Consider the following 22357-nt stretch of genomic DNA (forward strand, 5'->3'; position numbering starts at 1 on the left):
CCGCACCCCGTTGGGTGCCTCCGCCGACCAGGGTTTCAAGATCGTGGTCGTGGGCGGTTTCGGCGTCGGCAAGACCACGCTGGTCCGCTCGGTCAGCGAGATCCGTCCCCTCACCACGGAGGAGACGATGACCCGGGCCGGTGAGGCGGTCGACGACATCCGCCAGGTGCGCGGCAAGTCCGCCACCACGGTCGCCTTCGACTTCGGCCGGATCACCCTGGACGCGCGCAACGTGCTGTACCTGTTCGGCGCGCCCGGCCAGGAGCGGTTCTGGTTCCTGTGGGACCAGTTGTTCGCCGGCACGCTCGGCGCGGTCGTGCTGGTGGACACCCGCCGCATCGACGACTCCTGGTACGCGATCGACCGGCTGGAGCACCACGGCACGCCGTTCATCGTGGCCTGCAACGACTTCGGCGGTCCCGTCCGCGCCGGTGCGGACGTCCGCGAGGCCCTCGACCTGGATCCGCGGGTGCCGCTGCTCGACTGCGACGCCCGGTCCCGGGAGTCGGGCAAGCAGGTGCTGATCACACTGGTGCAGCACGTGAAGAACCGGTACGCCGACCCGTCCGCGCGGGCGGGCCTGCCCCGACAGGAGTTCGTGTGACCACCCCCGACGCCGTCCCGCTCAGCGGACCCCGGTTCCAGACCGAACCCGCCCGTCTCTACCGGGAGATGCGGCGCGACCACGGCTCCGTCGTACCGGTGCTGCTCGACGGTGACATACCGGCCTGGCTGGTCCTCGGCTACCGGGAACTGCACCAGGTCACCGGGGATCCGGCGCTGTTCAGCCGGGACTCGGACCTGTGGAGCCAGTGGGAGAAGATCCCCGCGGACTGGCCGCTGCTGCCGATGATCGGCCGCAGACAGCCGTCGATCCTCTACACCGTCGGCGAACGGCACCGGCAGCGCGCGGCGATGGTCGGCAACGCGCTGGAGGCGGTCGACCCGTCCGAACTGCGGCGGCACGCCGAGCGGTTCGCGGACGAGCTGATCGACGCGCTGTGCGGCGAGGGCGAGGCCGACCTGATCGCGCAGTACGCCATGCTGCTGCCGGTACGGGTCCTGGCCCGGCTGTACGGCTTCCCCGACGAGGACGGCCCGGGGCTGGTCACCGCCCTGAACGACATGATCGACGGACGGGAGCGGGCCCTCGCCGGGCAGTCCCATCTGGCCTCCTCCATGGGCCGGTTGCTCGCGGAGCGGACGAAGGAGTCCGCCGACGACGTGGTCTCCCGGATGCTCGCCGACGGCAGCGGGTTCAGCGACGAGGAGATCATGCAGGACCTGATGGTGATGCTGGCGGCCGGCCACCAGCCGACCGCCGACTGGATCGGCAACTCGCTGCGCCTGATGCTCACCGACGACCGGTTCGCCGCCTCGCTGTTCGGCGGGCGGCACAGCGTCGCCGAGGCGATGAACGAGGTGCTGTGGGAGGACACGCCCACACAGAACGTGGCGGGCCGCTGGGCCGCCCGGGACACACACCTCGGCGGCCGGCGGATCAAGGCCGGCGACCTGCTGCTGCTCGGCCTCCAGGGCGCCAACTCCGATCCGCAGGTGCGCACCGACGCCTCCGCGCTGACCGGCGGCAACAACGCGCACTTCTCCTTCGGTCACGGCGAGCACCGCTGTCCCTTCCCCGCGCAGGAGATCGCCGAGGTGATCGCGCGGACCGGCATCGAGGTGGTCCTGGACCGGCTGCCGGACATCGATCTCGCGGTGCCCGCCGAGTCCCTCACCCGTCGGCCCTCGCCCTGGCTCGGAGGTCTGACCCGGCTGCCCGTCCGGTTCACCCCCGTACCCGCCCTGTGATCCCGGGCCGCCTCGGCCGGCCCGCTGTCGCGGCGGGGGTCCGGGGGTGGCCCGCGGGACAGGCGCAGTACCCCGACCCCGCCCTGGGAGGCACGTCACGATGACGACCGGTACCGAAGCACCCCGTATCGCCCTCGATCCCTTCGTCACCGACCTGGACGCCGAGAGCGCGGCACTGCGCGCGGCCGGCCCGCTCGCCGCCGTCGAACTGCCCGGCGGTGTCCCGGTGTGGGCCGTCACCCGCCACGCCGAGGCGAAGGCGCTGCTCACCGACCCGCGGCTGGTGAAGGACATCAACGTGTGGGGTGCCTGGCAGCGGGGTGAGATCCCCGCGGACTGGCCGCTGATCGGCCTGGCCAACCCGGGCCGTTCCATGCTCACCGTGGACGGCGCCGACCACCGCCGGCTGCGCACCCTGGTCGCGCAGGCGCTCACCCCGCGCCGGGTGGAGCGGATGCGCGGGCGGATCGAGAAGCTGACCCAGGACCTGCTGGACGCACTGCCCACGGACGGCTCGACCGTCGACCTGAAGGCGGCGTTCGCCTACCCGCTGCCCATGTACGTCATCGCCGACCTCATGGGCATCGACGAGGCGCGGCTGCCCCGGCTGAAGGTGCTGTTCGAGAAGTTCTTCTCCACGCAGACCCCGCCGCAGGAGGTCGTGGCGACCCTCACCGAGCTGGCGGGGATCATGGCGGAGACGGTGGCGGCGAAGCGGGCCGAGCCCGGCGACGACCTGACCAGCGCGCTGATCCTGGCCTCGCAGGACGGCGACCGCCTCACCGACGAGGAGATCGTCTCCACGCTCCAGCTGATGGTCGCGGCGGGCCACGAGACGACGATCTCGCTGATCGTCAACGCCGTCGTCGGCCTCTCCACCCACCCGGAGCAGCGGGCCCTGGTGCTGTCCGGCGGGGCCGACTGGCCGGCGGTGATCGAGGAGACCCTGCGCTACGCGACCCCCACCTCCCACGTCCTGATCCGGTTCGCGACCGAGGACGTGCCGGTCGGCGACCGGGTGATCCCGGCCGGGGACGCGCTCATCGTGTCGTACGGCGCGATCGGCCGGGACGAGCAGGCGCACGGCCCGACCGCCGGGGAGTTCGACATCACCCGCGAGCCGTCGGCCCGTCACATCTCCTTCGGACACGGCCCGCACGTGTGCCCGGGCGCCGCGCTGTCCCGCCTGGAGGCGGGGGTCGCCCTGCCGGCCCTGTACGCCCGTTTCCCCGGCCTGGAGCTGGCGGTGCCCGCGACCGAGCTGCGCAACAAGCCGGTGGTGACGCAGAACGACCTCTTCGAACTCCCCGTACGCCTCGAAGCGTAACCCGACACGGAGCGCGCTCGGCGTCGAGCGCGCTCCAGCTCGTGGCGTCGCGGACAGCCGGGTGCGGGAGAGACCGACGCACGCGAACATGAAGCGTGGCGGGATGGAACCCTGCCCCCGGGGCGTGGGCATCGCGCTCAGCGAGCGCGGCGCGGGTGCTGTGCGCAGGCGGCGTGGACGCGGCTCGTCAGGGCGCCGCCCGAGTTGCCGACCCGGTCGTACGGGACGGTGTCGTCCGTGGCGCGCATCGGCCGGTCGCAGGCGACGCACATGCCCTGCCCGGTCAGCGCCTCGTAGTGGTCGCACAGCGCGGTGAGCGCGCGGGCCAGCTTGCGGGCGTACGTCAGCGCACCGTGCGGACCGGCGCCCGCCTGCATGCTGAGCTTCCGGCGCGCTTCGCCGATGCAGGCGAGCGCGCAGTACCGAGGGATGTCGTCCGTCGACAGGCGGGCGGTGATCCGCTCGACCTCGGGGATGATCAGCTGAATGTGCCCGCGAAGAGCCGGCGTCAGCGTGGCGAGCCGGTCGCCGGCCGGCGGCTGCACCGTCTCGTGCGGGAGCAGCAGCGCGATGCTGCCGCGCATGGTGTCGGTGTCCACCGGGACGGTGGCGACGGGGGCCGGACGTGTCCGGGTCATCACGAGCCCCCCGCCTGGCGGTGCCGCGGGCAGTCGCACGGCGGGAGCTGCGTGTTCATGCTCTCCGTCGGCGGCGTGTAGTCCCGCGGCACGGTCACGGTGGCCCGCGGCGCGGGGACCGTGCCGTCCCGCGTGACCGTGTACACCTTGATCGTCATGGCCGGGCCCCGGGTGCGGTTACGGGTCCGGGCGGTACGGTTCATCATGTCGACGCTCCCTCGCTGGTTCGAGCGTTGGCCATGCCCGGGGCCGGTCGCGCGGTCGCCGGGTCCTCCGTGGCAGTTCCCTGGGACGGGCGTCTCCGCATCGTCACGGGTCGGCAGCCGCATGAGCGGGCCTGCCCGGAGCACCCCTCGTCGTGAAGGCGAACGATGCTCACCCGGTGGTCGACGACTGCGGGAGCGAGCGAACGTGCTTCCTGCATTCCCGTTCCCATCTGTGTGGGTCCTGCGCGTGTCACAGATGGTGGGGGTGAGGGGACGTCACAAGGACCCCGGCCAGGGGTACTTGGGTACGCGTGCTACTCAGGTGGCAGAGCACCACTCAGCGAAGGACGTGAGCGTTTCGGAGTCGGCGCGGCGCAGCCGCCGCAGCCTGGAGGCGTCCTCCCGGACCCACGGGTGGTCGCGAGTGTGCTGGGGTGCGATCTTCCGGGCGACCATCAGCGACTCGAACGCGCCGTCGGGCATGCCCGCCCATAGCTGGGCGCGGGCCAGCTCGATGTAGAAACCGGACCGCCGCTCAGCTGGCAGGCTCGTCGGCGGCTTCCATTCGTGCGACATGTCCAGGGCTGCGCGGACGTGATCGTCTCCGAGGCTGACCGCCAGGGACACCTGGTGGATCCGTACGGAGTCGGGGCCGAACGCGGTGCCGTTGTAGACGCCCTCCTCGACGGCTGCGGCGAGTTGCTCGGCTTCCACGAGGTGCCCGGTGGCCGCGTCGGCGTTCTTGGCTCGGCCAGCGATGACAGCGGCCCTCATGTGAAGCGAACCGCGAGCTGCGCGCGCCACTGTCGTCGACGGTGCGGGTGCAGCGTCGATGGCCTGCCGGAGAGCACGCAGGCCTGCGGCATGGGCGCGCGCCGCGAAGAAGGTCTCTGTACGCACGTAGGCCACCGATGCCGCCAGCAGCGGCTCCGCCGCCTCGGCCGCCGCCCACCGCATCAGCTCGACCAGCCGGGCGGACAGGTCGTGCGCACCGAGCTTGTACGCGGCCGCATCCGCGGAGCGATAGGCGCTCACCAGGAGTCGGGCCAGCTCAGCGCGCTCGGCGCCCGACGCCGTGTGAAAGGCACGGGTCAACTCGGCCAGCAGGTTCGGGAGGTCACGCACAATGCGCGTGTACTGGGCGCCGAGTCTCCACTGCACGGCCGTGTCGACTGCGGATCGTAGATCGGCGATCGGCCGCACCGGCCCGTCTTCGGGGCAGTCGTAGGCGGCGATCGCCGCGGAGAGCGCCGGGAGGGCCTCTCTGGCCTGCGAGTGAGCGGGGCCCCGGTCGCGGAGCAGACGGGCCGGATCAACTCCGAGAGCGTCGGCGATCGCTTGAAGGGTGTCGTCCGTGACGCCCCTCTCGCCGCGTTTGATCTTGCGGATCGTGCCCAGGGCGACGCAGGCGGCATTGGCCAGTTCCTGCTGTGTCATCTTCGGGCGGACGACGCTTCGGTAGTAGGCGATCCGCCGGCCTACTCCCCCGTCGGTGATTGCGGGCATACTGCCTCCGTTCGGGCATCCGCTCCGCACGGTATCCACGTCAGACGCCCCGCGTACGCAAAGCGGCCCCGCCACCGCGGGGGGCCGCCTCACCGTTGTCAACCGCCCACGATGTCCACCAGCTCCATGAGGCTGCTGATGCGCCAGTCGGCCGCCGCGATGGTCTCCGGGTCGTCAGCCCACAGATGTCCCCACGGGCCGCGCCGCAGATGGGCCGTCCGTAGTCCGGCTGCCCGCGCCGGGTGAACGTCGTTCGCGGGGTGGTCCCCCACGTACACGATTCGCTCTGCTGGGGCCTGCGCGACCTCGATGACCCGCCGGAAGAACCCCAGCTGCGGTTTGGCGGTACCCCACTCCGCCGACGTGGCGATGACGTCTGCGGGCAGATCGAGCCCGCGCAGCAGCTGCCCCACGCGGCCGGTCTGGTTGCCCGCGATGACGACCCGGACGCCGCCCCGGCGGAGTGCGGCGAGGGCCGGTCGTACGTCCTCATAGAGGTCGGCCTCGTCGAGGTGCTCACCCTGGCCGGCTGCTTCCCGGGCCCGGTACTCGGCTTCGACGTCGATCCCGGGCCGTACGAGCCGGAGCGCCTCCGCGTTGTCCAGGCCGCGCGCCACGAGCGCGCCCACGAGCGCTGACAGGGTGTGGCGGGGAACCTCGAGCCAGCTCGCCCAAGATCCCCAGTACCGGTCGTCGCGAGTGATCGTCTCTCCGATGTCGAAAACGATGGTCTCAATCACGCGGGGAAGCCTACGGACACCGCGGTACGGGCGTGGCACCCGCGCCTGTTGAGGCCCACCGGAACTGCGCAACAAGCCGGTGGTCACGCAGAGCGACCTCTTTCGAGCCGCCCGTGCGGCTCATTCCGTGGTCCGGCGCGGAGCGGGCTTGACTTCGAGGGCGCTCCAGCTCGTAGCGTCGCGGACAGCCGGTGCGGGAGAGACCGTTCGCACCCGGTGTCCCGCACGGGATGCCGGGTGCCGGAATCCGTCGCTAGATGGAGGAAGGCCCTCGTGCCGTGCGGAAATGACGATCGAGTGTGCAGGAAGGGATCTCCCATGCAGCAGCGCAGGCTAGGGGAACTCCAGGTATCGGCCATCGGGCTCGGGTGCATGGGGATGTCCGCCTTCTACGGTTCCGCCGACCGGGAGGAAGGGATCGCGACCATCCGGCGCGCCCTCGACCTCGGTGTCGACTTCCTCGACACCGCGCAGATGTACGGTCCGCTCACCAACGAGTCGCTCGTCGGCGAGGCGGTCAGGGGGCGCCGCGACGAGTACGTGATCGCCACCAAGTTCAACTACCGGATGGACGACGCCGTCCCCGGCGACATGAGCACGGTCGGCCGGCAGGACGGCTCGGCCGAGCACGTCCGCAGCTCGGTCCACGGCTCGCTCCAGCGTCTCGGCACCGACCACATCGACCTGTACTACCAGCACCGGGTCGACCCGAACGTGCCCATCGAGGAGACGGCCGGCGCGCTGGGCGAACTGGTCGCCGAGGGCAAGGTGCGCTACATCGGGCTGAGCGAGGCGAGCGCGGAGACCATCCGGCGCGCCCACGCCGTGCACCCGGTCACCGCGGTGCAGAGCGAGTACTCGCTGTGGTCGCGGGACGTGGAGGCCGAGGTGCTGCCGGCCTGCCGGGAGCTGGGCATCGGCTTCGTGCCGTACTCGCCGCTGGGCCGCGGCTTCCTCGCGGGCCGCTTCTCCTCGCCGGAGGAGCTGGACGAGAACGACTTCCGCCGCACCAACCCGCGCTTCACGGACGCCAACCTGGAGGCGAACCTGCGGCTGGCGGCGAAGGTGAAGGAGATCGCCGCGGAGAAGGGTGTGACCCCGGCCCAGCTGGCCATCGCCTGGGTGCTGGCCCAGGGCGAGAACCTGGTGCCGATCCCGGGCACCAAGCGGCGCACCTACCTGGAGCAGAACGCCGCCGCGGTCGGCATCGAGCTGACGAAGGACGACCTGTCCCGCATCGACGCCGAGCTGCCGCGGGCGGCGGGCGAGCGGTACGACGAGGCGGGGATGCGGACGGTCAACCGCTGACGCGCGTGGGCGCGGTCGGGGTGCCGGACGCCGCGGGGCGCCGTGCGGCACCAGGCACCCGGCGCCTGTGAGGAAGCCCACGCGGGGCGCAAGTCACCCCGCCGGAGGGCTGATTGAGGTGAGGACCCGGTACGGGCCGGCGGCGGTGGCGAGGAGTTGCCCGTCCCGTCTGTCAGCATGGTCGACGCCCTGACCAGGCGGCCCGGCCGTGCAACGCAGCCGGACCGACGGGATCCGCCGGTCTCCTCCCCCGTCACCTGGTTGCCGAGTATCCCGCCGTGTCCCGTACCTCCGCCCTGCCCGCGCCCATGCCCTCCGCCGCCGTCTCCCGTTCGCCGTGGCGGTCTCTGCGGCACCGCGGTATGCGCTGGTGGTCGGCCGCGAACTTCGTCTCCAACGCCGGCACCTGGATGCAGCTCACGGTGCAGAACCTGCTCGTGCTGCACATCACGGGCTCGGCCGCGGCGACCGGTCTGTCGATGTCCGTGCAGGCGGCACCCGCGCTGTTCGTGAGCCTGCTCGGCGGCGCGGCCGTGGACCGCTGGCCCCGGAAGCTGACGGTCACCGTGAGCCAGACCCTGCTCGGCGCGGTCGCCTTCACGACGGCGCTGCTCGTGGCGCTGGACCGGATCGACCTGACGGCATTGCTGGTACTGGCCGCGGTGACCGGTGTCATCGCCACCGTCGACGGTCCGGCCTGCGCCCTGCTCGGCAACGACCTGGTGCCCGCGCAGGACGTGCCGTCCGCGATCGGTGTGGGCGCGCTCGTGCACAGCGCGGGCCGGCTGGCCGGCACCGGCCTGGCCGGGATGACCGTCGGCTTCTTCGGCACGGCCGCCGCGTATGCCGCCAACGGACTGTCGTTCCTGTTCGTCGCCTCCGTCGTGCCGCTGCTGCGGCCGGCCGCCGAGGCCGCGGCGGCCCGGCCGGCGGCGGGGGCCCGTGCCGTCCCGGCGCGTGCGGAGCTGACCGTGCGGGAGGGGCTGGCCTTCTTCGCGCGCCGCCCCCGGCTGGTCGCCCTCGCGGGCATCACCGGCGTCAGCTCCCTCTTCGGCCGCAATTACGGCCTCACCCTCGCCGTCCTCGTCACCGGACCGCTCGCGGGTGGCGCCGGGACCTTCGGCACGGTCTCCACGGTGCTGGCCGTCGGCGGCATCCTGGGCGCGGTGCTCGGCGCGCGGCTGCGCAGTCCGTCCGTGCGGACCGTGGGTCTGCTCGCGATGGCGGGCGCACTGCTCCAGGTGGTGGCGGGACTGTCGCCGTCACTGGCCGTGCTGCTGGTGCTGGTGCTCCCGATGGCGGTCGTGGAGTCCGTCTCGGACACCGCCGGTACGGCCGTGCTCCAGACCGATCCGCCGCCGCACCTGCGGGGCCGGGTGCTCGGGGTGTGGAGCAGTGTCGGCACGGTGTGGAGTCTCGGCGGGCCCCCGCTGCTGGGTCTGCTGATGCAATGGGCCGGGGCGCGCGGCGCCCTGGTCGCCGGCGGGATGATCGTCGCGGGTTCGATCGGCGCGGGCCTGCTGGCGCGCCGCCGCGGCGAACCGGTGCCGGTGACGCTGACGGCGCGGGACGGCGACGTGACCGGCCGGGAGTTGCTGGGCACCGCGGCCTGAGCGGCCGCGGCCCGCGTCACACCGGCCGGCCGTAAGGGTCTAGGCCCGCCTCACTGCTGCCGGCCGGGCAGGTGGTACACGTGGAATGCCTGCCCGATGACCGGCTGGGCCACATTGCGCACGCGGACACCGCCGCTGGTCATCCCGTGCTCGGTGCCGGCATGGGCGTGGCCGTGCACGGCGAGGTCGGCGCCGCCGGTGTCGATGGCCTCCGCGAGCAGGTAGCTGCCGAGGAACGGATAGATCTCCAGCGGCTCCCCGGCGAGGGTGTCCGGTACCGGCGAGAAGTGGGTCAGCGCGATGCGTACGTCGCAGTCCCGCTGTTCCAGGTCCTTCAGGGCGCCGTGCAGACCGTCGGCGCACCGGCGGGTGTAGCGCACGAACTCCTTCATGAGGGGTTCTCCGAACTCCCCGGCGCAGCGCCCGACGAAGCCGCCGCCGAAGCCCTTGGTCCCGGCGATCCCGATCCGCGCGCCGTCGGCGCCGACGACGGTGGCCTGCCCCTCCAGGACGTGGGCGCCCGCGTCCCGCAGGATCATGCTGACCTCCTCGGGGCGCTCGTCGTGGTGGTCGTGATTGCCGAGTACGGCGACGACGGGCACCCCGAGGTCCTTGATCTCCCGGGCGACGACGGCGGCCTCCTCCGGTGTGCCGTGCCGGGTGAGGTCACCGGCGAGCAGCAGGACGTCGGCGCACTCGGGCAGCGTCTCGAAGGAGGGGCGCAGGGTGCCCTGGCTCTCGGGACCCATGTGGATGTCCCCGACGGCCGCGACGCGGATCATGTCAGGTCCTCTCCGTGGTCGGGTGAGGTGGTGCCGGCGACGAGCAGGTCGCAGTGGACCGGGTGCCCCGCCAGTTCCTCGCGGGCCAGCTGGAGGATCTCGTCCCGGCACTGGGTGGACGGCACGGTGCCGGTCAGCAGGACGGCGTCGCCGCGCATCTCGAGCCGGACCCCGAGTTCCCCGAGGTTTCCGGAGGCCAGGTGTTCGGCGAGGTGGGCGACGCGGTAGTCCAGGTTCCCGGCCGGCGGCGGGCTGGTCTCGGTCATGGCTGCCCCTCCTGGGCGTCGATCACGTTCAGCCGTTCGAGGAGGAAGAGGAACGCGGCGGCCATGGGCTGGTCGCCGCAGGCCGCGCGGACCTCGTCCCACTCGACCTTCTCGCGGACGGCGCGGGCCACCGGCAGGACCGACCCGAAGTCGCAGTAGTGCTCCGAGAAGGCGCTGATCAGACTGCGGATCAGGTCGGTCGGGGACAGCACGGGCATGAGCACCGAGTCGACCGGCAGCACATGGGCCCGGTCGAGCATCTCCCGGGTGACGGGCTGGTGGGCCAGCGAGAAGATGATGTCGACGTTCTGCCCGTGGCACGTGGTCTTCAGCAGCCAGTCCTCGGGCGGGGTGAGCACGGCGAGGCCCGCCTCCCGGATGGTGGCGGCCACCGCGTCGGCGTCGTCGGGCAGCACGCAGAAGTCGGCGTCGTGCTGGAGGTAGCGGCTGCCGCCGTGGGCGTACACGGCCACGCTCCCGGCCAGCGCGAAGGGGTGGCCCGCCCGTTTGAAGAGGGCACCGATCTGTTTGGCGGCCTCCAGGATCGCCTGGCTGCGGTCGTGCGGCAGGTCCGCCGGCTCGGGAGCGGGCCCGGTCTGCTGATCCGGTCCGTCCATGGCAAGGCGGAGCCCCGAGGCCTCCGGTCGCCGGACGGGCACGGCTTCCTCCCCGTTGTGCGTCATGACCTCTCCATTCGGCGCCTTTCGCCCCCGGGCCGGCCTGATCGGCTCCGGGGGTCGTACGGGTACCCGGCGTGCCGCCACCGACACGGCGCCACCGGAAGGTTCAGCCCTCCGCCACGAGCGCCGGGGTCACGACGGCGAGGGGCTGCCCAGGGGAGGGACGACCGGTGTCCGCCCGGCCCACTGCGAGTGCCCGCTCGCCCGGCGGCGAGTGGCCGCTCGCCCGGCCCGGGAGCACGCTGGTAGGCATGGCATCCCGGCTCGGACGCGCAGGTCCGCAGCGGTCGTGGCAGTCGGCCCATGCGCTGCTGCTGCTTCCGGTCGTGCTCATCGTGGTGATCACGGTGGTGGACGTGCGGGCCCCCGACAACGTCCACCTCGGGCCGGCGCTGGTGATCGCGCCCGCGCTCACCCCTTCCTTCGCCGGGCCCCGGACCACCGCCGCCGTCGGGGCGCTGGCGGTGGCCGCCCAGATCCTCATCGGTGTCACCCACGGCGGGCTCGGCACCACGAACCACATCGTGCAGATCATCACCCTCACGGTCCTCGTGGTGCTCACCGTCCTCTACAGCGCCCTGCGCGATCGCCGCCAGGCCCAACTGGCCCAGGTCCGTACGGTCGCCGAGGCCGCGCAGCACGTCCTGATGTGGCCGCTGCCCGAGCAGATCGGCCCGCTGCGGATCGCGTCGCTGTACCTGGCCGCGGAGGACGAGGCACAGATCGGCGGAGACCTGTACGCGGCGAGCCGGTCCGGCGGCACGGTCCGCGTCCTGATCGGTGACGTCCGCGGCAAGGGCCTGTCCGCGATCGGGGAGGCGGCCCTGCTGCTCGGCGCCTTCCGGGAGAGCGCCCACCGGCACCTCGCGCTGACCGAGCTGGCCGGCTCCCTCGACCAGAGCGTCACCCGCTACGCGGCCGAGCTGGATCCCCCGGACGAGGCCGGCGAACGGTTCGCCACCGCGCTGCTCGTGGAGATCCCGGACCGGGACCCGGTGACCCGGATGACCAGCTGCGGCCACCCGCCGCCACTGCTCCTGAGCCCCGGTCACGTCGTCACGGTCCCGAGCCTGCACCCGTCGCCGCCGCTCGGGGTGCCGGCCGGTGACGAGCACACGCTGGACGTCTTCTCCTTCGAGCCGGGCGACACCCTGCTGCTGTACACCGACGGGGTCGTGGAGGCGCGGGACGACCATGGCCGGTTCTACCCCCTCGTCGACCGGGTCGCGCGCTGGACCGAGGACAGCCCCGAGGCGCTGATGCACCATCTGCGGCGCGATCTGCTCGCCCATGTCGGCGGGCGCCTCGGTGACGACGCCGCGCTCATCGCCCTCCACCGCACCCGCGCCGAACGCCACCAGCACCACGGCCACGGCCACGGCCACGGCCACGGCGGCGGACCGGCCCGGCAGGGCTGAGGGTTCGCGTTCAGCTCCCCTTGCGCCGAAGTTCGTCCCGGCGGGTGGCCCGCCCTGCCGCGGTGTTGCGAGAATCTGCGGCGCGCGCTCCGGCCCCCGTGCCCGACGGCGGACACCGTGTACGCGTCCCGACCGCAGTGAGGTTACCGATGCCCTTACGACTCCCAACCGTACGGTGCCTGCCGGTACGGCAGCTGCTCGCCGGTCTGGCCCTGGTGCCGGCGCTGCTGTCGCCGGTGGCCGCGCGGGCCGTGCCGGGCGGCCCGCCGGCGGCGCGCTTCGACCTCCAGGCGCATCGCGGTGGCCTCGGCCTGACGACCGAGGAGTCCCTGGAGGGCTTCGGCAAGGCGATGCGGCTCGGGGTGTCCACGCTGGAACTGGACACCCAGGTGACCCGGGACCTGAGGGTCGTGGTCGATCACGACCGGCAGGTCAGCGGCGTCAAGTGCCGGGACACCGGCCCGGTCGCGCCAGGCGACCCGATGTACCCGTACGTCGGCAAGTTCGTCAAGGACCTGACGCTGGCTCAGATCCGCACGCTGGACTGCGGTTACCAGCAGTTGCCCGGCTTCCCGGGGCAGGAGGTCGTCAAGGGCTTCCGGATGGTGCAACTCAGGGACGTCCTCGACCTGGTGAGGCGTTACCACGCGCGGCAGGTCACGCTGAACATCGAGACCAAGGTGGAGGCGGGTGCGCCCGAACAGACCGCGCCGCGCGAGGTGTTCGTCCGCCGCGTGTACGAGGAGATCCACCGCTCGGGCCTCGAACGGCAGGTCACCATCCAGTCCTTCGACTGGGGCGCGCTGCGGGTGATGCACCGGCTGGCGCCGAAGTGGCCGCTGGTGGCGCTGACCAATCATGACTTCCTGGAGGTCGGCAGGCCGGGCGCGTCCCCGTGGCTGGGCGGGATCGACGCGGACGACTACGGCGGGGACTTCGTCCGGGCGGCGGCGACACTTCCCGGCGTAACGACCCTCTCCCCCAACTACGGCTTCCCGCAGACCGGAAAGGTCGGCGACCCCGGATTCCGGTTCTACTCCGACGCGGCCATGGTCACGGAGGCGCACGCCCGCGGACTGAAGGTGGTCCCGTGGACCTGTGACGACCCGGCGACGGTGGAGGCGCTGATGGACCTGGGGGCCGACGGGATCATCACCGACTACCCGGACCGGGTCCGGCAGATCATGGCCGCTCGCGGCATGCCGCTGCCGCGGTCCTTCTTCCCGCACGGTCGCGGCTGACGGGTGCGGTGGGCGTGGGGCCCGCCCCGAATGGGGCGGGGCGGGGCCGCACGCCCGGTGCCGCCGGTCAGCCGACCGGCTTCAGGCGGGTGATCTTCAGGGTCTTCAGGTCCGACTGGACGTCGATCCGGCTGACCGTGGGGTGCGCCCCGTCGCTCCAGGTGAGCGTGACCCGGCTGGTGGCGTGGCCCGCGCCGGAACCGGTGTAGGCCACCTTCCACTTCACCGGCACGTTCTGCGCGAAGAGGATGCCGTCGGCGTGTTCCTTCTTCTCGTAGGCGGTGACCGCCTTCTTGGCGGCGGCGGAGAGGTGGAAACCGCGCAGGGCCTTGGCGCTCGCGGCGGCGGTGGGGTCGTCGGTGGCCCAGACGGCGTCGATGTAGGCGCCGTAGAAGTCGGCCACGTGCTGGGTGGCGTTGCGCGGGTCGCCCTGGGCGGACGACACGGCGGCGGCGCGGGGGGTGTGGCTCGCGCCCACCCCCGCGAGGGCGGGCGTCACCGCGGCCAGGGTGAGGCCCGCGGTGAGCGCCGCGGCGGTGAGCAGGGTCTTACGGCTGCGGATGGACATGTGTCTCTTTCCCCCGGTTTCTTCGCGACCGGCCCGATCCCGGCCGTCGACAGACCGTAAGACCTCTTTTCCCGCGGTGCGGTTCCGCCGCTCGGCGATCGTTTCCGGTCATCTCCCGCGGGCCCACCGGCGCGTCGGACCACGACCGCGCCGTGATCGGTCGGCGCCGTGATCGGTCGGCGCCGTGATCGGTCGGCGCGGCGGCGGTGCCCGCGCGCGCCGGGTGACACGGGTGGCGTGCGGAGGGGCTCACGGTGCCGCCCGGGCACCCGCCCGGCCCGCCGTACGGGTGAGGCGGGGCCGGGGTCCGGGAGGTGGGTCGGACCCCGGCCCCGGGTCTGTCACGGCTTGCGGGCGACCGCGCCGTACATCGCGATGTCCTCGTCCCGGATGCCCTTCTCGCCGGTGCCGTCGGGGTGCCACTTGTGCACCTGGACGATGCCCGGCTCGACCAGTTCCAGGCCCTCGAAGAACGCGTGGGCCTCGTCCAGGGTGCGCAGCCGCATCGGCATGTTGCGGGCCGCGTACTCGCGGGCGACGCGGCCCACCTCCTCGGGCGCGAACTCGGCGGTGCCGATGGACATCGCCAGATAGCTGCCGGACGGCAACGGTTCCAGCAGCCGGCGGACGACACCGACCGCGTCGTCCTCGTCCAGCATGAAGTGGACGATCGCGATGACCGTGAGCGCGACGGGCCTGCTCAGATCCAGGGTCTCGCGCAGTTCGGGGGCGTCCAGGATGGCGGACGGGTCACGGAAGTCGGCCTCGATGTACGAGGTCCGGCCCTCCGGGGCGCTCGCGAGCAGTCCCTGGGAGAGGGTGAGGACGATCGGGTCGTTGTCGGCGTACACGACCCGGGACCCGGGGGCCACGGCCTGGGCGATCTCGTGCAGGTTGGGCGAGGTGGGGATGCCGGTGCCGATGTCCAGGAACTGGCGGACGCCCGCCTCCTCGGCGAGCCAGCGCACGGCACGGGTCATGAAGTCGCGGTTGGCGCGCATGTGCACCGGGAGCGCGGGCCACTCCCGGGACATCGCGTCACCGGCCTCCTGGTCGGCGGGGTAGTAGTCCTTGCCGCCGAGTATGTAGTCGTAGATCCGGGCGGAGTGGGCGTTCTCGGTGTCGATCCGGTCGGCCGGCCATCCGTTGTCGGGCAACGCCGTGTCTCCCATTCGGTCGGTGGGTCTGCGGGGGGCGGGGGATTGCGTCACGGGGTCGGATCACAGCTCCTCGCGCAGCGCGCCGAGCAGGGCCTCGGTCTTCCGCGCGGGCGCGGCCTGCGCGCCCAGCCGGTCCAGGGCCTCCCGGTACACCACGACGTCCTCGGCCTTGTCGAGGTAGACCGCCCCGACGAGTCCGCTCAGGTAGGCGATGTCGGGCAGTTCACGGGCCCGGAAGCGGAACAGGTGGAAGGCGCCGGCCCGCAGGGCCGGATGGGGGCCGTTGCGGAACGGCATGAGCTGCACGGTGACCTGGGGCAGCCGGTTGACCTCGATGAGGTGGTCGATCTGCGCGCGCATCACCTCGGGCCCGCCGACCGGCCAGCGCAGCACGGTCTCGTCCATCACCACCCACAGCCGCGGCGGTGCCGGCCGGGCCAGCACCTCCTGGCGGCGCATGCGCAGCGCGACCCGGCGTTCGGTGGCCTCGGCGGACGCGTGCGGGTTGGCCGCGGTGAGCAGGGCGCGCGCGTAGTCCTCGGTCTGGAGCAGGCCGTGCACGAACTGGTTCTCGTACACGCGGATCTGGAGAGCCGCCTGTTCCAGGCTGAGATAGGCGGCGAACCAGTCGGGCATGACGTCGCGATAGGTGTGCCACCAGCCGCGCTTGTTGGCCTCGCGCACGGACTGGAGGAAGGTGTCGATCTCCTCCTGGTCGGTGACGCCGTAGACCTGGAGGAGTTTCTCGGCGTCCGTCAGCCGCAGCCGGGCCACCTTCGCCGCCTCCATGCGGCGGATCGTGGAATGGCTGACCCCGATCGCCGCCCCCGCCTCGGCGTAGCCGAGTCCGGCCCGGGTGCGCAGTTCCTCCAGCTGTCTGCCGAGGATCATGCGCAGCACGGAAGGCGCGCCGCCCCAGTCGGTCTCCGCGGTCACGCCCACCCCCTCGTCCGGCGCCCGGGTCACGTTCGTACGCGATCGGTTTCCCAGCCCATTCGATCACGTTCTGGCGGATGCAGCATGCACTTGGCTACTTGCAAATTTCAACTCGCTGGTTGCGGGGTGTTGTTGGCAGGTGCCAGAGTGGGCCCACCGCTCCGGTCGACCAAGGAGCGGACGGCGCGGCCGGCTTGGGGGAGACGGGCCGCACCACGGCCTCCGCGGAGGCGGTGTGCCGTCCGCAGCTCCGTGGCCGGGCCGAGTGACAACCCCCGACAAGCGAGGCCACGAAAGGCGCACGGCGATGGCTCCGCCCTCCCTCCCCCGACCGCCCGAAAACCGGAGACCGGCCCGACTCCCCCGGGAGCAGGCGCCGTCGCTCCTGTCCGGGGCGCCACCCGAACACCGGGCGGCGGACATCGAGGCACCCCTGCGCCGGATACCGGACGGCGGGCAGTCCCTGTGCCGACTGCCCGCTCCGGCCGGCATCCCCGGCTCCGGAGGCGAGCGCCCCGGTCGACTCCCCGGGCCCGACGGCCCCGACCGGCTCGCCTCCGGAGCCCCCCTCCCCGCCACCACCGCCTGCGATCCGGCGGCGCCGGTCCGCCGCGGCACCGCCGCCTTCGATCTGCCGGCCCTGCCGACGGCCGTGGGCACCGCCCGCCATGTCGTACGGGACCTGCTGACCGCCTGGAGCGTGCCGGAGGACGCCCGGGACGACGTGGTCCTGGTGGTCTCCGAGCTGGTCACGAACGCCCTCGTGCACGCGGCCGGCGAGTGGATCGGCTGCCGGCTGACCGCCGTGGCGGACCGGGTGCGGATCGAGGTCGAGGACCAGGCCAACGGCGGCCCGGCCCTGCCGGTGGCGCGCCGTCCCGGTCCCGACGACCCGCACGGGCGCGGCCTCCTCCTGGTCGGCACGCTGAGCCACGACTGGGGAGTGACGGCCGTCCCCGGCCGGCGCGCCCGCGTCGTCTGGGCGGAACTGCCGTCCGGCCGCGCCTGACCCCCACACCCCCGCGGACACGCCCCCGGACCGTCCCCCACTCGTCCGAAGGAGCCCCCCATGCCCCACACCGCACCCACCCCCACCCCGCCCCCGGCCGCCGACCCGTCCTGGACCCGCACCCGCCCGAGGCCCGGCTCCCAGGGACAGTCCGGCTGAACCACGGCCCGCTCCACACCGGCACCAGCACGGCATCCGTCCCGCGACCCGCTAGATTCACCGCCGGTGCGGATCGTCCGCACCGGCGGCGGCGCGTGTCCCGTACGGGGTCCGGGTCCGCCGCGTGTGCCGTCGCGCCGGGGGTTCCATGGTCTGGTCGCTGTTCCGCCGGGGCCCGGCCGCCCGCGGACTGCCCGTGCCGGGGCGGTGCGCGCCCGGCCGGCACGTCCTGGCCACCGAGCGCCTGCTGCTGTTCACCCCCCGGACCCGGCTGGACGTCGTGGCGGCGCTCGCCGCGAGCGCGGACGCCGAGGCGCAGCGGTGGCTCGGCACCCAGGCGGACGAGGTGGTGCCCGGCCCCGACACCCGCCGGAACCTGCTGGCATGGCGGCCGGCCGGGGACGACGGCCGCCGGATCCCCCGCGGCCTGGCCGAGCCGTACGCACCCGGGCCGGACGACCCCCTTCTGCTGGTGTGCGTGCGCAGGTCCGACCTCAGTTACGCCGGTGGGCTCGAACTGGAGCACCGGGCGGGCGAGATGGGCGGCTGGCTGGCGCCGGGCTGCCGCGGCCAGGGCCTGGGCGCGGAGCTGTTCCGCGCGGGCGCCGAACTGGCCCACCACCATGTCGGGCTGGCCACGGTCCGGGCCGGTGCGGAGACCGGGAACACCGCGAGCCGCCGCGCCCTGGCCCGCGCCGGCTTCGTCCCGGACGAGGGCCCGCCCCGGCACACCCTCCCGAACGGCCGCGTGATCACCAGCGTCTGGCACCGCCACGACACCCCGACAACCTCCCGCTGCCACTGACCCCGGGCCGGCCCGGGGGCCGCGAGAAGCGGCCACCACGAGCGGGCCCCCTCGCCTGCCGGACCGGGGGGCGGCTCCACCGGCCGGCCCGGGCAGTCCGCCCCGCCGACCGGCACGGTCCGTCACCGGTGCCATGCGGAGCGGCCGGGCGCCGGTGTCCAGCCGGCCGGTGAGCACGCCGTGCCGGGCATTGGTGGGGTCGGCGTGGCAGAGGTTGTGCCAGGACTCGCCGAAGGAGAGCGGGGCAGCCACCACACGTTGCCGGAGCGGTCCCGGCCCCGGCTGCGGAAGGGGCGGGAGCCGGCCGCGTGGCAGATGGAGTTGACGGACCAGGTCACGTGGTGGACCAGCCGGATCCGGACCAGCCCGGCCCAGAACAGCGCGGTCGGCGCGCCCTGTCAGGACCGGCCGCCGGCAGGGGGGAGCCGGAGAGTTCCGAGGACATGGCGACCTTATCTCTCGGCGGGGGCGGGCTAGTCGACGGCGGTGAAGGCGAGGACGGCGTTCTGGCCGCCGAAGCCGAAGGAGTTGCTGACGGCGGCTCGTATGCGGTGCGGCCGGGGCACCTTGGTGACGACGTCCAGGTCCATCGACGGGTCGAGGGTGTCCAGGTTGGCGGTGGGCGGGATCAGCTGGTGGCGCAGGGTGAGAACGGTGCAGGCCGCCTCGATGGCCCCGGCCCCGCCGATGGCGTGCCCGATGGTGCCCTTCAGCGCGGTGACGGGCGGGGGCCGGTGGAAGACGCGGTGCAGCGCGTTGTGCTCGGCGGCGTCGCCCTGTGGGGTGGCGGTGCCGTGCGCGTTGACGTGGTCGATGTCCTCGGGGGCCAGTCCGGCGTCGTCCAGGGCGCCGCTCACGGCGCGGGCGGCGCCGTCGCCGTCGGGGTGCGGGGCGGTGAAGTGGTGGGCGTCGCAGGAGGCTCCGAACCCGGCGAGCAGCGCCGTGGGCCGTACGCCCCGGGCGCGGGCGTCCTCGGTGCGTTCCAGGACGAGGACGGCGGCGCCCTCGCCGAGGACGAAGCCGTCACGGTCGCGGTCGAAGGGGCGGGAGGCGGCGTGCGGGGCGGCGGAACGGCGCGAGAGGGCGCGCATCTGGGCGAAGCAGGCGGCGGTCATCCGCAGCCGGGCGGACTCACTGCCACCGGCGAGGACGAGGTCGCACCGGCCGGACAGCAGCCAGTCCCGGGCGAGGCCGATCGCGCTCGTGCCGGACGCGCAGGCGGTGCTGACGACCATGTTGGGGCCGAGCGCGCCGAGGTCCAGGGCGATCTCGGCGGCGGCCATGTTGGGCACGCTGCGGGGCAGGGCGAGCGGGGAGACGCGCTGGGGGGTGTGGTCGGCGAGCCGGTCGAACTCGGCCTGCCAGCCCTGCATCGACCCGGTGCCGACGCCCATCACCACGCCGACGCGGGGCCCGTCCCAGCCGACCGGGGTGAGCCGGGCGTCGGCGACGGCCTCGCGGGCGGCGAGCAGCGCGAAGGTGGTGAACCGGTCGAGCCGGCGGGCGAGCCGGTGACCGAGCAGGCCGGCCGCGTCCGGGCCGGGCACCCGGCAGGAGAAGGCCACGGGCAGTCCGTCCAGTCCGGGGTCGGTCGCGGCGGTGGACTGCCCGGCGCACAGACCCGTCCAGGCCGCGTCCTTGCCGATGCCCGCCGGGGTGACGAGACCCAGTCCGGTGACGGCGACCGGGGCCCGTCGTACGCCTGCTCTCACCTGCTGCATGAGGCGTGATTATCCGTGCCGCGAGGGGCTGTTGCGGGCCGCGGCAACTCGATCGGCCCAGGGCGGGGGCCGCTACCACCCGGATGCGCGAATCGGGCCCGGCCGGTGGACGCCGGCGCGGGCCGCCGGAGCCCGGTACCGAACGGACGTCAGTACCGCCCGGAGGTCGGTATCCCCCGGAGGTCGCTATCGCCCGGGTGTCGGTACCGCCCGGACATCAGTGCCGCCCGGCGCACAACTGGCCGTCCCCGTCAGGCGTGCTCTCCCCGTCGGGTATGCCCTCCCCGTCGGGTGTGCCGTCCTCGCCGGGCCGGCCGTCCAGGGCGCGGACCGCGCCGGCCCAGGCGCAGGCGAGCGCGGTCTCCAGGTCGTCCAGGGGGTGGTCGGTGTCCAGCCGGACGGGAGGGCCGATGTGCACCTGGACACGAGGGCGGCGTAGGGGGGCGGTCGCCCAGCCCGCGAACTGTTTGGCGGCTGCCGGAGGAGACCCGGCGGGCGCCCGCGTGTCCGACGGGGATGACGGGGAGGCCGGTGGACAGGGCGAGCCGGACGACACCGGACTTCAGCCGTCCGGGCGGGCGGTCGTGGGAGGCGCTGTAGCGGGGCAGGCCGCCCTCGGGGTGGATCAGCACGCCGTGGCCCGCGGTGAGCGCGTCGGCGGCGTGCCGCAGGGCGTCCGGGGCGCGGCGGCTGCCCCGGTGCACCGGCACGTGACCCTCCCGGGTGAGGGCCGGGCCCAGCAGGGGCACCCGCCACAGTCCGGCGGTGGCCAGTACGGCGGGGCGCAGGCCGAGCCGGTGCAGGGTGCCGACGAGGAGCACCGGGTCGAAGAAGGAGGTGTGGCCGGCGGCGAGGAGGCAGCCGGTGCCGGGTGGTTGCGCCAGGTGGCCGGTGCCGTTCACGGTCGTGTCGCTGAAGAGGGGCAGCAGGGCCCCGGCCCACGCGGACAGCATCGTGCGCTCCTCTCCGCCGTACGGTCCCCGGGGCGATCATGACGGGGGTGGCGCGGGCGCGCACGCCCGCACTGCCCCGAATGCCGGTCCGAGGTGCGGTGGCCGCCGGCCGGTGGCTGAATGGCCGTCATGGACTTTCTCGCCGCGTACGACGCGATCGCGGAGGACGACGTCCCGCAGCGGGTGGCCCTGCTGCGGGAGGCCATGGCGACCGGCAGGGCGGCTCTCTTCGCCGAGTTGCGCGCGCACCGCCCGGTGTTCGGCACACCCGTCGGGGTGTTCGTCACCCGGCACCCCGACGTCCTGGAGGTGCTGTCGGCACCCGGAACGTTCACCGTGGGGGTGTTCGGGCCGGCACTGGAGAATGTGCTCGGGGCACCGTTCGTCCTCGCCCGGGACGGCGGTGACGTGCACTGGCGCGAGCGCGGGTACGGGCAGCTGATGCTCGCCGCCGAGGACGCGCCGCGGGTGCGGGAGCTGACGGCGCGGATCGCCGACGAGGTACTGGACGAGGCGACCGCCGGTGGCGCGGACACCTTCGACCTCGTCCAGGACTACGCCCGCGTGGCCGCCGCCCGGGTCGCCGCCGCCTATCTGGGCTTCGCCGGCATCGAGGAGGGGACGCTGCATTCCTGCACCCTCCGGATGCAGTGGGCGTTCGCCGTGAATCCCGGCCGCGACCCGGAGGTCCACGCGGCCGGTGTGGCCGCCGGGCGTGAACTGCGCGACGCGGTAGCCGACTTGATCGCGCGCCGCCGGGCCGGCGACTCCGGGGACGGTCCCGACGACATCCTCGGCCGGATGCTGCGCACCCGGCTGCCCGCCGAGTACGGCTTCGACGACGAGCGGATCAACGCCAACCTGGTCGGCTACCTGACGGGCTATCAGCAGAACGCCACCCAGTGCTCGGCCACCGCGCTGAAGGAACTCGCCGTGCGCCCCGGTGTGCTGGCCGAGGCGGAGCGGGCGGCGGGCGCGGACGACCCGGCCCGCTTCGACGCCTACGTCTGGGAGGCGCTGCGCTTCCACCCGTTCGTGCCGGTCACACCCCGGCTGTGCGTACGTGAGTACGTGCTGGCCGCGGGCACGCCGCGGCAGACGGTGATCCCGGCGAAGAGCGTCGTGCTGGCCTGCTTCGCTTCGGCGATGTTCGACGAGGAGGTCGTGGACGCGCCCGCCGAGTTCCGGCCCGGGCGCCCGCCCGCACACAACCTGGTCCTCGGTCACGGCGCCCACGACTGTGTCGGCCGGTACGCGGCGCAGGAGATCGTGCCGGAACTGGTGCGGCGTGTGCTGCTGCGCCCCGGCGTCCGCCCGCTGCCCGGCGGCGAACGCGCCCTGGACTACGCGGGCACCCCGTTCCCGCAGCACTACCGGGTGCGGTCCGGGCGCACCGCGGTGCCTGCGGCCTGACACCGGGACGCGCCCCCGGGCCCGCAGAAGGGGCCTGACCCGCGACCCGCGCACCGGGACCGACACCAGGATCCGCACCCGGGGATGCGGCCCGCG

At 73.6% G+C, this 22357-nt stretch carries 22 protein-coding genes and 1 pseudogene; 10 read left to right on the forward strand and 13 right to left on the reverse strand.

Annotation, left to right across the window (positions count from 1 at the left end; all coding sequences use genetic code 11):
- The first annotated feature begins 10 nt into the window (after positions 1–10).
- From AB0F03_RS15315 to AB0F03_RS15325, 3 genes are all read left to right on the forward strand, one after another.
- Entirely contained in the window at positions 11–604 is a 594-nt protein-coding gene (locus AB0F03_RS15315) for an ATP/GTP-binding protein (protein WP_361991504.1), read from the forward strand.
- A complete protein-coding gene (locus AB0F03_RS15320) occupies positions 601–1812 on the forward strand; it encodes a cytochrome P450 (protein WP_361991092.1) in 1212 nt (403 codons plus the stop codon). The genes AB0F03_RS15315 and AB0F03_RS15320 overlap by 4 nt, the downstream gene beginning before the upstream one ends.
- A 100-nt stretch (positions 1813–1912) precedes the next feature.
- Positions 1913–3139, forward strand: coding sequence for a cytochrome P450 (locus AB0F03_RS15325; protein ID WP_361991095.1), 1227 nt, complete (start codon positions 1913–1915; stop codon positions 3137–3139).
- A gap of 137 nt (positions 3140–3276) precedes the next feature.
- Here the strand turns inward: AB0F03_RS15325 and AB0F03_RS15330 are convergent, their stop codons facing one another.
- The 4 genes from AB0F03_RS15330 to AB0F03_RS15345 all read right to left on the reverse strand — a co-directional run bounded on the left by AB0F03_RS15330 (position 3277) and on the right by AB0F03_RS15345 (position 6229).
- Positions 3277–3777 (reverse strand): DUF6415 family natural product biosynthesis protein, encoded by a 501-nt coding sequence (locus AB0F03_RS15330; protein WP_361991097.1) that lies wholly within the window; start codon positions 3775–3777, stop codon positions 3277–3279.
- Complete coding sequence (locus tag AB0F03_RS15335) at positions 3777–3983, reverse strand: hypothetical protein (protein WP_361991100.1); 207 nt, start codon at positions 3981–3983, stop codon at positions 3777–3779. The genes AB0F03_RS15330 and AB0F03_RS15335 overlap by 1 nt, the downstream gene beginning before the upstream one ends.
- Positions 3984–4301: 318 nt before the next feature.
- Positions 4302–5489 carry a helix-turn-helix transcriptional regulator gene (locus tag AB0F03_RS15340; RefSeq protein WP_361991103.1) on the reverse strand — a complete coding sequence of 396 codons (1188 nt, stop codon included), beginning with the start codon at positions 5487–5489 and terminating at the stop codon, positions 4302–4304.
- Between the two features lie 98 nt (positions 5490–5587).
- The gene (locus AB0F03_RS15345; protein ID WP_361991106.1) at positions 5588–6229 is read right to left on the reverse strand and encodes an HAD family hydrolase; all 642 of its coding nucleotides are present in this window, start codon (positions 6227–6229) and stop codon (positions 5588–5590) included.
- 318 nt (positions 6230–6547) lie between these two features.
- Here AB0F03_RS15345 and AB0F03_RS15350 point away from each other — a divergent pair, with 318 nt between their 5' ends.
- Positions 6548–7537, forward strand: a complete 990-nt coding sequence (locus AB0F03_RS15350) for an aldo/keto reductase (RefSeq protein WP_361991109.1) — start codon at positions 6548–6550, stop codon at positions 7535–7537.
- Between the two features lie 308 nt (positions 7538–7845).
- Complete coding sequence (locus tag AB0F03_RS15355) at positions 7846–9150, forward strand: MFS transporter (RefSeq protein ID WP_361991506.1); 1305 nt, start codon at positions 7846–7848, stop codon at positions 9148–9150.
- Between the two features lie 50 nt (positions 9151–9200).
- Here AB0F03_RS15355 and AB0F03_RS15360 read toward each other — a convergent pair whose 3' ends face one another.
- From AB0F03_RS15360 to AB0F03_RS15370, 3 genes are read right to left on the reverse strand one after another with little or no spacing between them, the layout of a single operon-like run.
- A complete protein-coding gene (locus AB0F03_RS15360; RefSeq protein ID WP_361991112.1) occupies positions 9201–9932 on the reverse strand; it encodes a metallophosphoesterase in 732 nt (243 codons plus the stop codon).
- Positions 9929–10198: a BON domain-containing protein gene (locus tag AB0F03_RS15365; protein ID WP_361991115.1), complete on the reverse strand. Its 270-nt coding sequence runs from the start codon at positions 10196–10198 to the stop codon at positions 9929–9931. Before AB0F03_RS15365 ends, AB0F03_RS15360 begins: the two co-directional genes overlap by 4 nt.
- On the reverse strand, positions 10195–10881 hold the full coding sequence (locus AB0F03_RS15370) for a hypothetical protein (protein WP_361991118.1): 687 nt from the start codon (positions 10879–10881) through the stop codon (positions 10195–10197). Before AB0F03_RS15370 ends, AB0F03_RS15365 begins: the two co-directional genes overlap by 4 nt.
- 248 nt (positions 10882–11129) lie before the next feature.
- On the opposite strand from AB0F03_RS15370, the gene AB0F03_RS15375 reads away from it, so the two are divergent.
- Both AB0F03_RS15375 and AB0F03_RS15380 read left to right on the forward strand, forming a co-directional pair.
- Positions 11130–12296 (forward strand): PP2C family protein-serine/threonine phosphatase, encoded by a 1167-nt coding sequence (locus AB0F03_RS15375; protein ID WP_361991121.1) that lies wholly within the window; start codon positions 11130–11132, stop codon positions 12294–12296.
- Between the two features lie 179 nt (positions 12297–12475).
- Entirely contained in the window at positions 12476–13537 is a 1062-nt protein-coding gene (locus AB0F03_RS15380; RefSeq protein ID WP_361991509.1) for a glycerophosphodiester phosphodiesterase family protein, read from the forward strand.
- A 67-nt stretch (positions 13538–13604) separates the two neighbouring features.
- Here the strand turns inward: AB0F03_RS15380 and AB0F03_RS15385 are convergent, their stop codons facing one another.
- The 3 genes from AB0F03_RS15385 to AB0F03_RS15395 form a co-directional block, all read right to left on the reverse strand.
- Positions 13605–14105: a hypothetical protein gene (locus tag AB0F03_RS15385; RefSeq protein WP_361991124.1), complete on the reverse strand. Its 501-nt coding sequence runs from the start codon at positions 14103–14105 to the stop codon at positions 13605–13607.
- A gap of 341 nt (positions 14106–14446) precedes the next feature.
- Complete coding sequence (locus tag AB0F03_RS15390; RefSeq protein ID WP_356822731.1) at positions 14447–15262, reverse strand: SAM-dependent methyltransferase; 816 nt, start codon at positions 15260–15262, stop codon at positions 14447–14449.
- Positions 15263–15325: 63 nt separating this feature from the next.
- Positions 15326–16201: a helix-turn-helix transcriptional regulator gene (locus AB0F03_RS15395; protein WP_361991128.1), complete on the reverse strand. Its 876-nt coding sequence runs from the start codon at positions 16199–16201 to the stop codon at positions 15326–15328.
- Between the two features lie 307 nt (positions 16202–16508).
- Between AB0F03_RS15395 and AB0F03_RS15400 the strand changes: the two genes are divergently transcribed.
- Positions 16509–17210, forward strand: coding sequence for an ATP-binding protein (locus AB0F03_RS15400; protein ID WP_361991131.1), 702 nt, complete (start codon positions 16509–16511; stop codon positions 17208–17210).
- 307 nt (positions 17211–17517) lie between these two features.
- On the forward strand, positions 17518–18174 hold the full coding sequence (locus AB0F03_RS15405; RefSeq protein WP_361991134.1) for a GNAT family protein: 657 nt from the start codon (positions 17518–17520) through the stop codon (positions 18172–18174).
- Between the two features lie 135 nt (positions 18175–18309).
- Here AB0F03_RS15405 and AB0F03_RS15410 read toward each other — a convergent pair.
- From AB0F03_RS15410 to AB0F03_RS15420, 3 genes and pseudogenes are all read right to left on the reverse strand, one after another.
- Positions 18310–18608: pseudogene (locus tag AB0F03_RS15410) on the reverse strand (acyl-CoA desaturase); the annotation flags it as partial.
- 39 nt (positions 18609–18647) lie between these two features.
- A complete protein-coding gene (locus AB0F03_RS15415; RefSeq protein WP_361991137.1) occupies positions 18648–19895 on the reverse strand; it encodes a beta-ketoacyl-[acyl-carrier-protein] synthase family protein in 1248 nt (415 codons plus the stop codon).
- 251 nt (positions 19896–20146) lie between these two features.
- Entirely contained in the window at positions 20147–20848 is a 702-nt protein-coding gene (locus AB0F03_RS15420) for a lysophospholipid acyltransferase family protein (protein ID WP_361991140.1), read from the reverse strand.
- 129 nt (positions 20849–20977) lie between these two features.
- Here AB0F03_RS15420 and AB0F03_RS15425 point away from each other — a divergent pair, with 129 nt between their 5' ends.
- Entirely contained in the window at positions 20978–22261 is a 1284-nt protein-coding gene (locus AB0F03_RS15425) for a cytochrome P450 (RefSeq protein ID WP_361991143.1), read from the forward strand.
- Positions 22262–22357: the final 96 nt, after the last annotated feature.

Origin of the sequence: Streptomyces sp. NPDC028722, from assembly GCF_040637655.1 — a bacterium.
Taxonomy (GTDB): Bacteria; Actinomycetota; Actinomycetes; order Streptomycetales; family Streptomycetaceae; genus Streptomyces.

What these genes read in the sequence shown, in the direction of transcription:
- AB0F03_RS15325 (WP_361991095.1), top strand. Translation starts at nt 1,913, where the DNA reads ATGACGACCGGTACCGAAGCACCCCGTATCGCCCTCGATCCCTTCGTC.
- AB0F03_RS15330 (WP_361991097.1), bottom strand. Translation starts at nt 3,777, where the DNA reads ATGACCCGGACACGTCCGGCCCCCGTCGCCACCGTCCCGGTGGACACC.
- AB0F03_RS15335 (WP_361991100.1), bottom strand. Translation starts at nt 3,983, where the DNA reads ATGATGAACCGTACCGCCCGGACCCGTAACCGCACCCGGGGCCCGGCC.
- AB0F03_RS15340 (WP_361991103.1), bottom strand. Translation starts at nt 5,489, where the DNA reads ATGCCCGCAATCACCGACGGGGGAGTAGGCCGGCGGATCGCCTACTAC.
- AB0F03_RS15350 (WP_361991109.1), top strand. Translation starts at nt 6,548, where the DNA reads ATGCAGCAGCGCAGGCTAGGGGAACTCCAGGTATCGGCCATCGGGCTC.
- AB0F03_RS15355 (WP_361991506.1), top strand. Translation starts at nt 7,846, where the DNA reads ATGCCCTCCGCCGCCGTCTCCCGTTCGCCGTGGCGGTCTCTGCGGCAC.
- AB0F03_RS15360 (WP_361991112.1), bottom strand. Translation starts at nt 9,932, where the DNA reads ATGATCCGCGTCGCGGCCGTCGGGGACATCCACATGGGTCCCGAGAGC.
- AB0F03_RS15365 (WP_361991115.1), bottom strand. Translation starts at nt 10,198, where the DNA reads ATGACCGAGACCAGCCCGCCGCCGGCCGGGAACCTGGACTACCGCGTC.
- AB0F03_RS15370 (WP_361991118.1), bottom strand. Translation starts at nt 10,881, where the DNA reads ATGACGCACAACGGGGAGGAAGCCGTGCCCGTCCGGCGACCGGAGGCC.
- AB0F03_RS15375 (WP_361991121.1), top strand. Translation starts at nt 11,130, where the DNA reads ATGGCATCCCGGCTCGGACGCGCAGGTCCGCAGCGGTCGTGGCAGTCG.
- AB0F03_RS15385 (WP_361991124.1), bottom strand. Translation starts at nt 14,105, where the DNA reads ATGTCCATCCGCAGCCGTAAGACCCTGCTCACCGCCGCGGCGCTCACC.
- AB0F03_RS15400 (WP_361991131.1), top strand. Translation starts at nt 16,509, where the DNA reads ATGGCTCCGCCCTCCCTCCCCCGACCGCCCGAAAACCGGAGACCGGCC.
- AB0F03_RS15405 (WP_361991134.1), top strand. Translation starts at nt 17,518, where the DNA reads ATGGTCTGGTCGCTGTTCCGCCGGGGCCCGGCCGCCCGCGGACTGCCC.
- AB0F03_RS15415 (WP_361991137.1), bottom strand. Translation starts at nt 19,895, where the DNA reads ATGCAGCAGGTGAGAGCAGGCGTACGACGGGCCCCGGTCGCCGTCACC.
- AB0F03_RS15420 (WP_361991140.1), bottom strand. Translation starts at nt 20,848, where the DNA reads ATGCTGTCCGCGTGGGCCGGGGCCCTGCTGCCCCTCTTCAGCGACACG.
- AB0F03_RS15425 (WP_361991143.1), top strand. Translation starts at nt 20,978, where the DNA reads ATGGACTTTCTCGCCGCGTACGACGCGATCGCGGAGGACGACGTCCCG.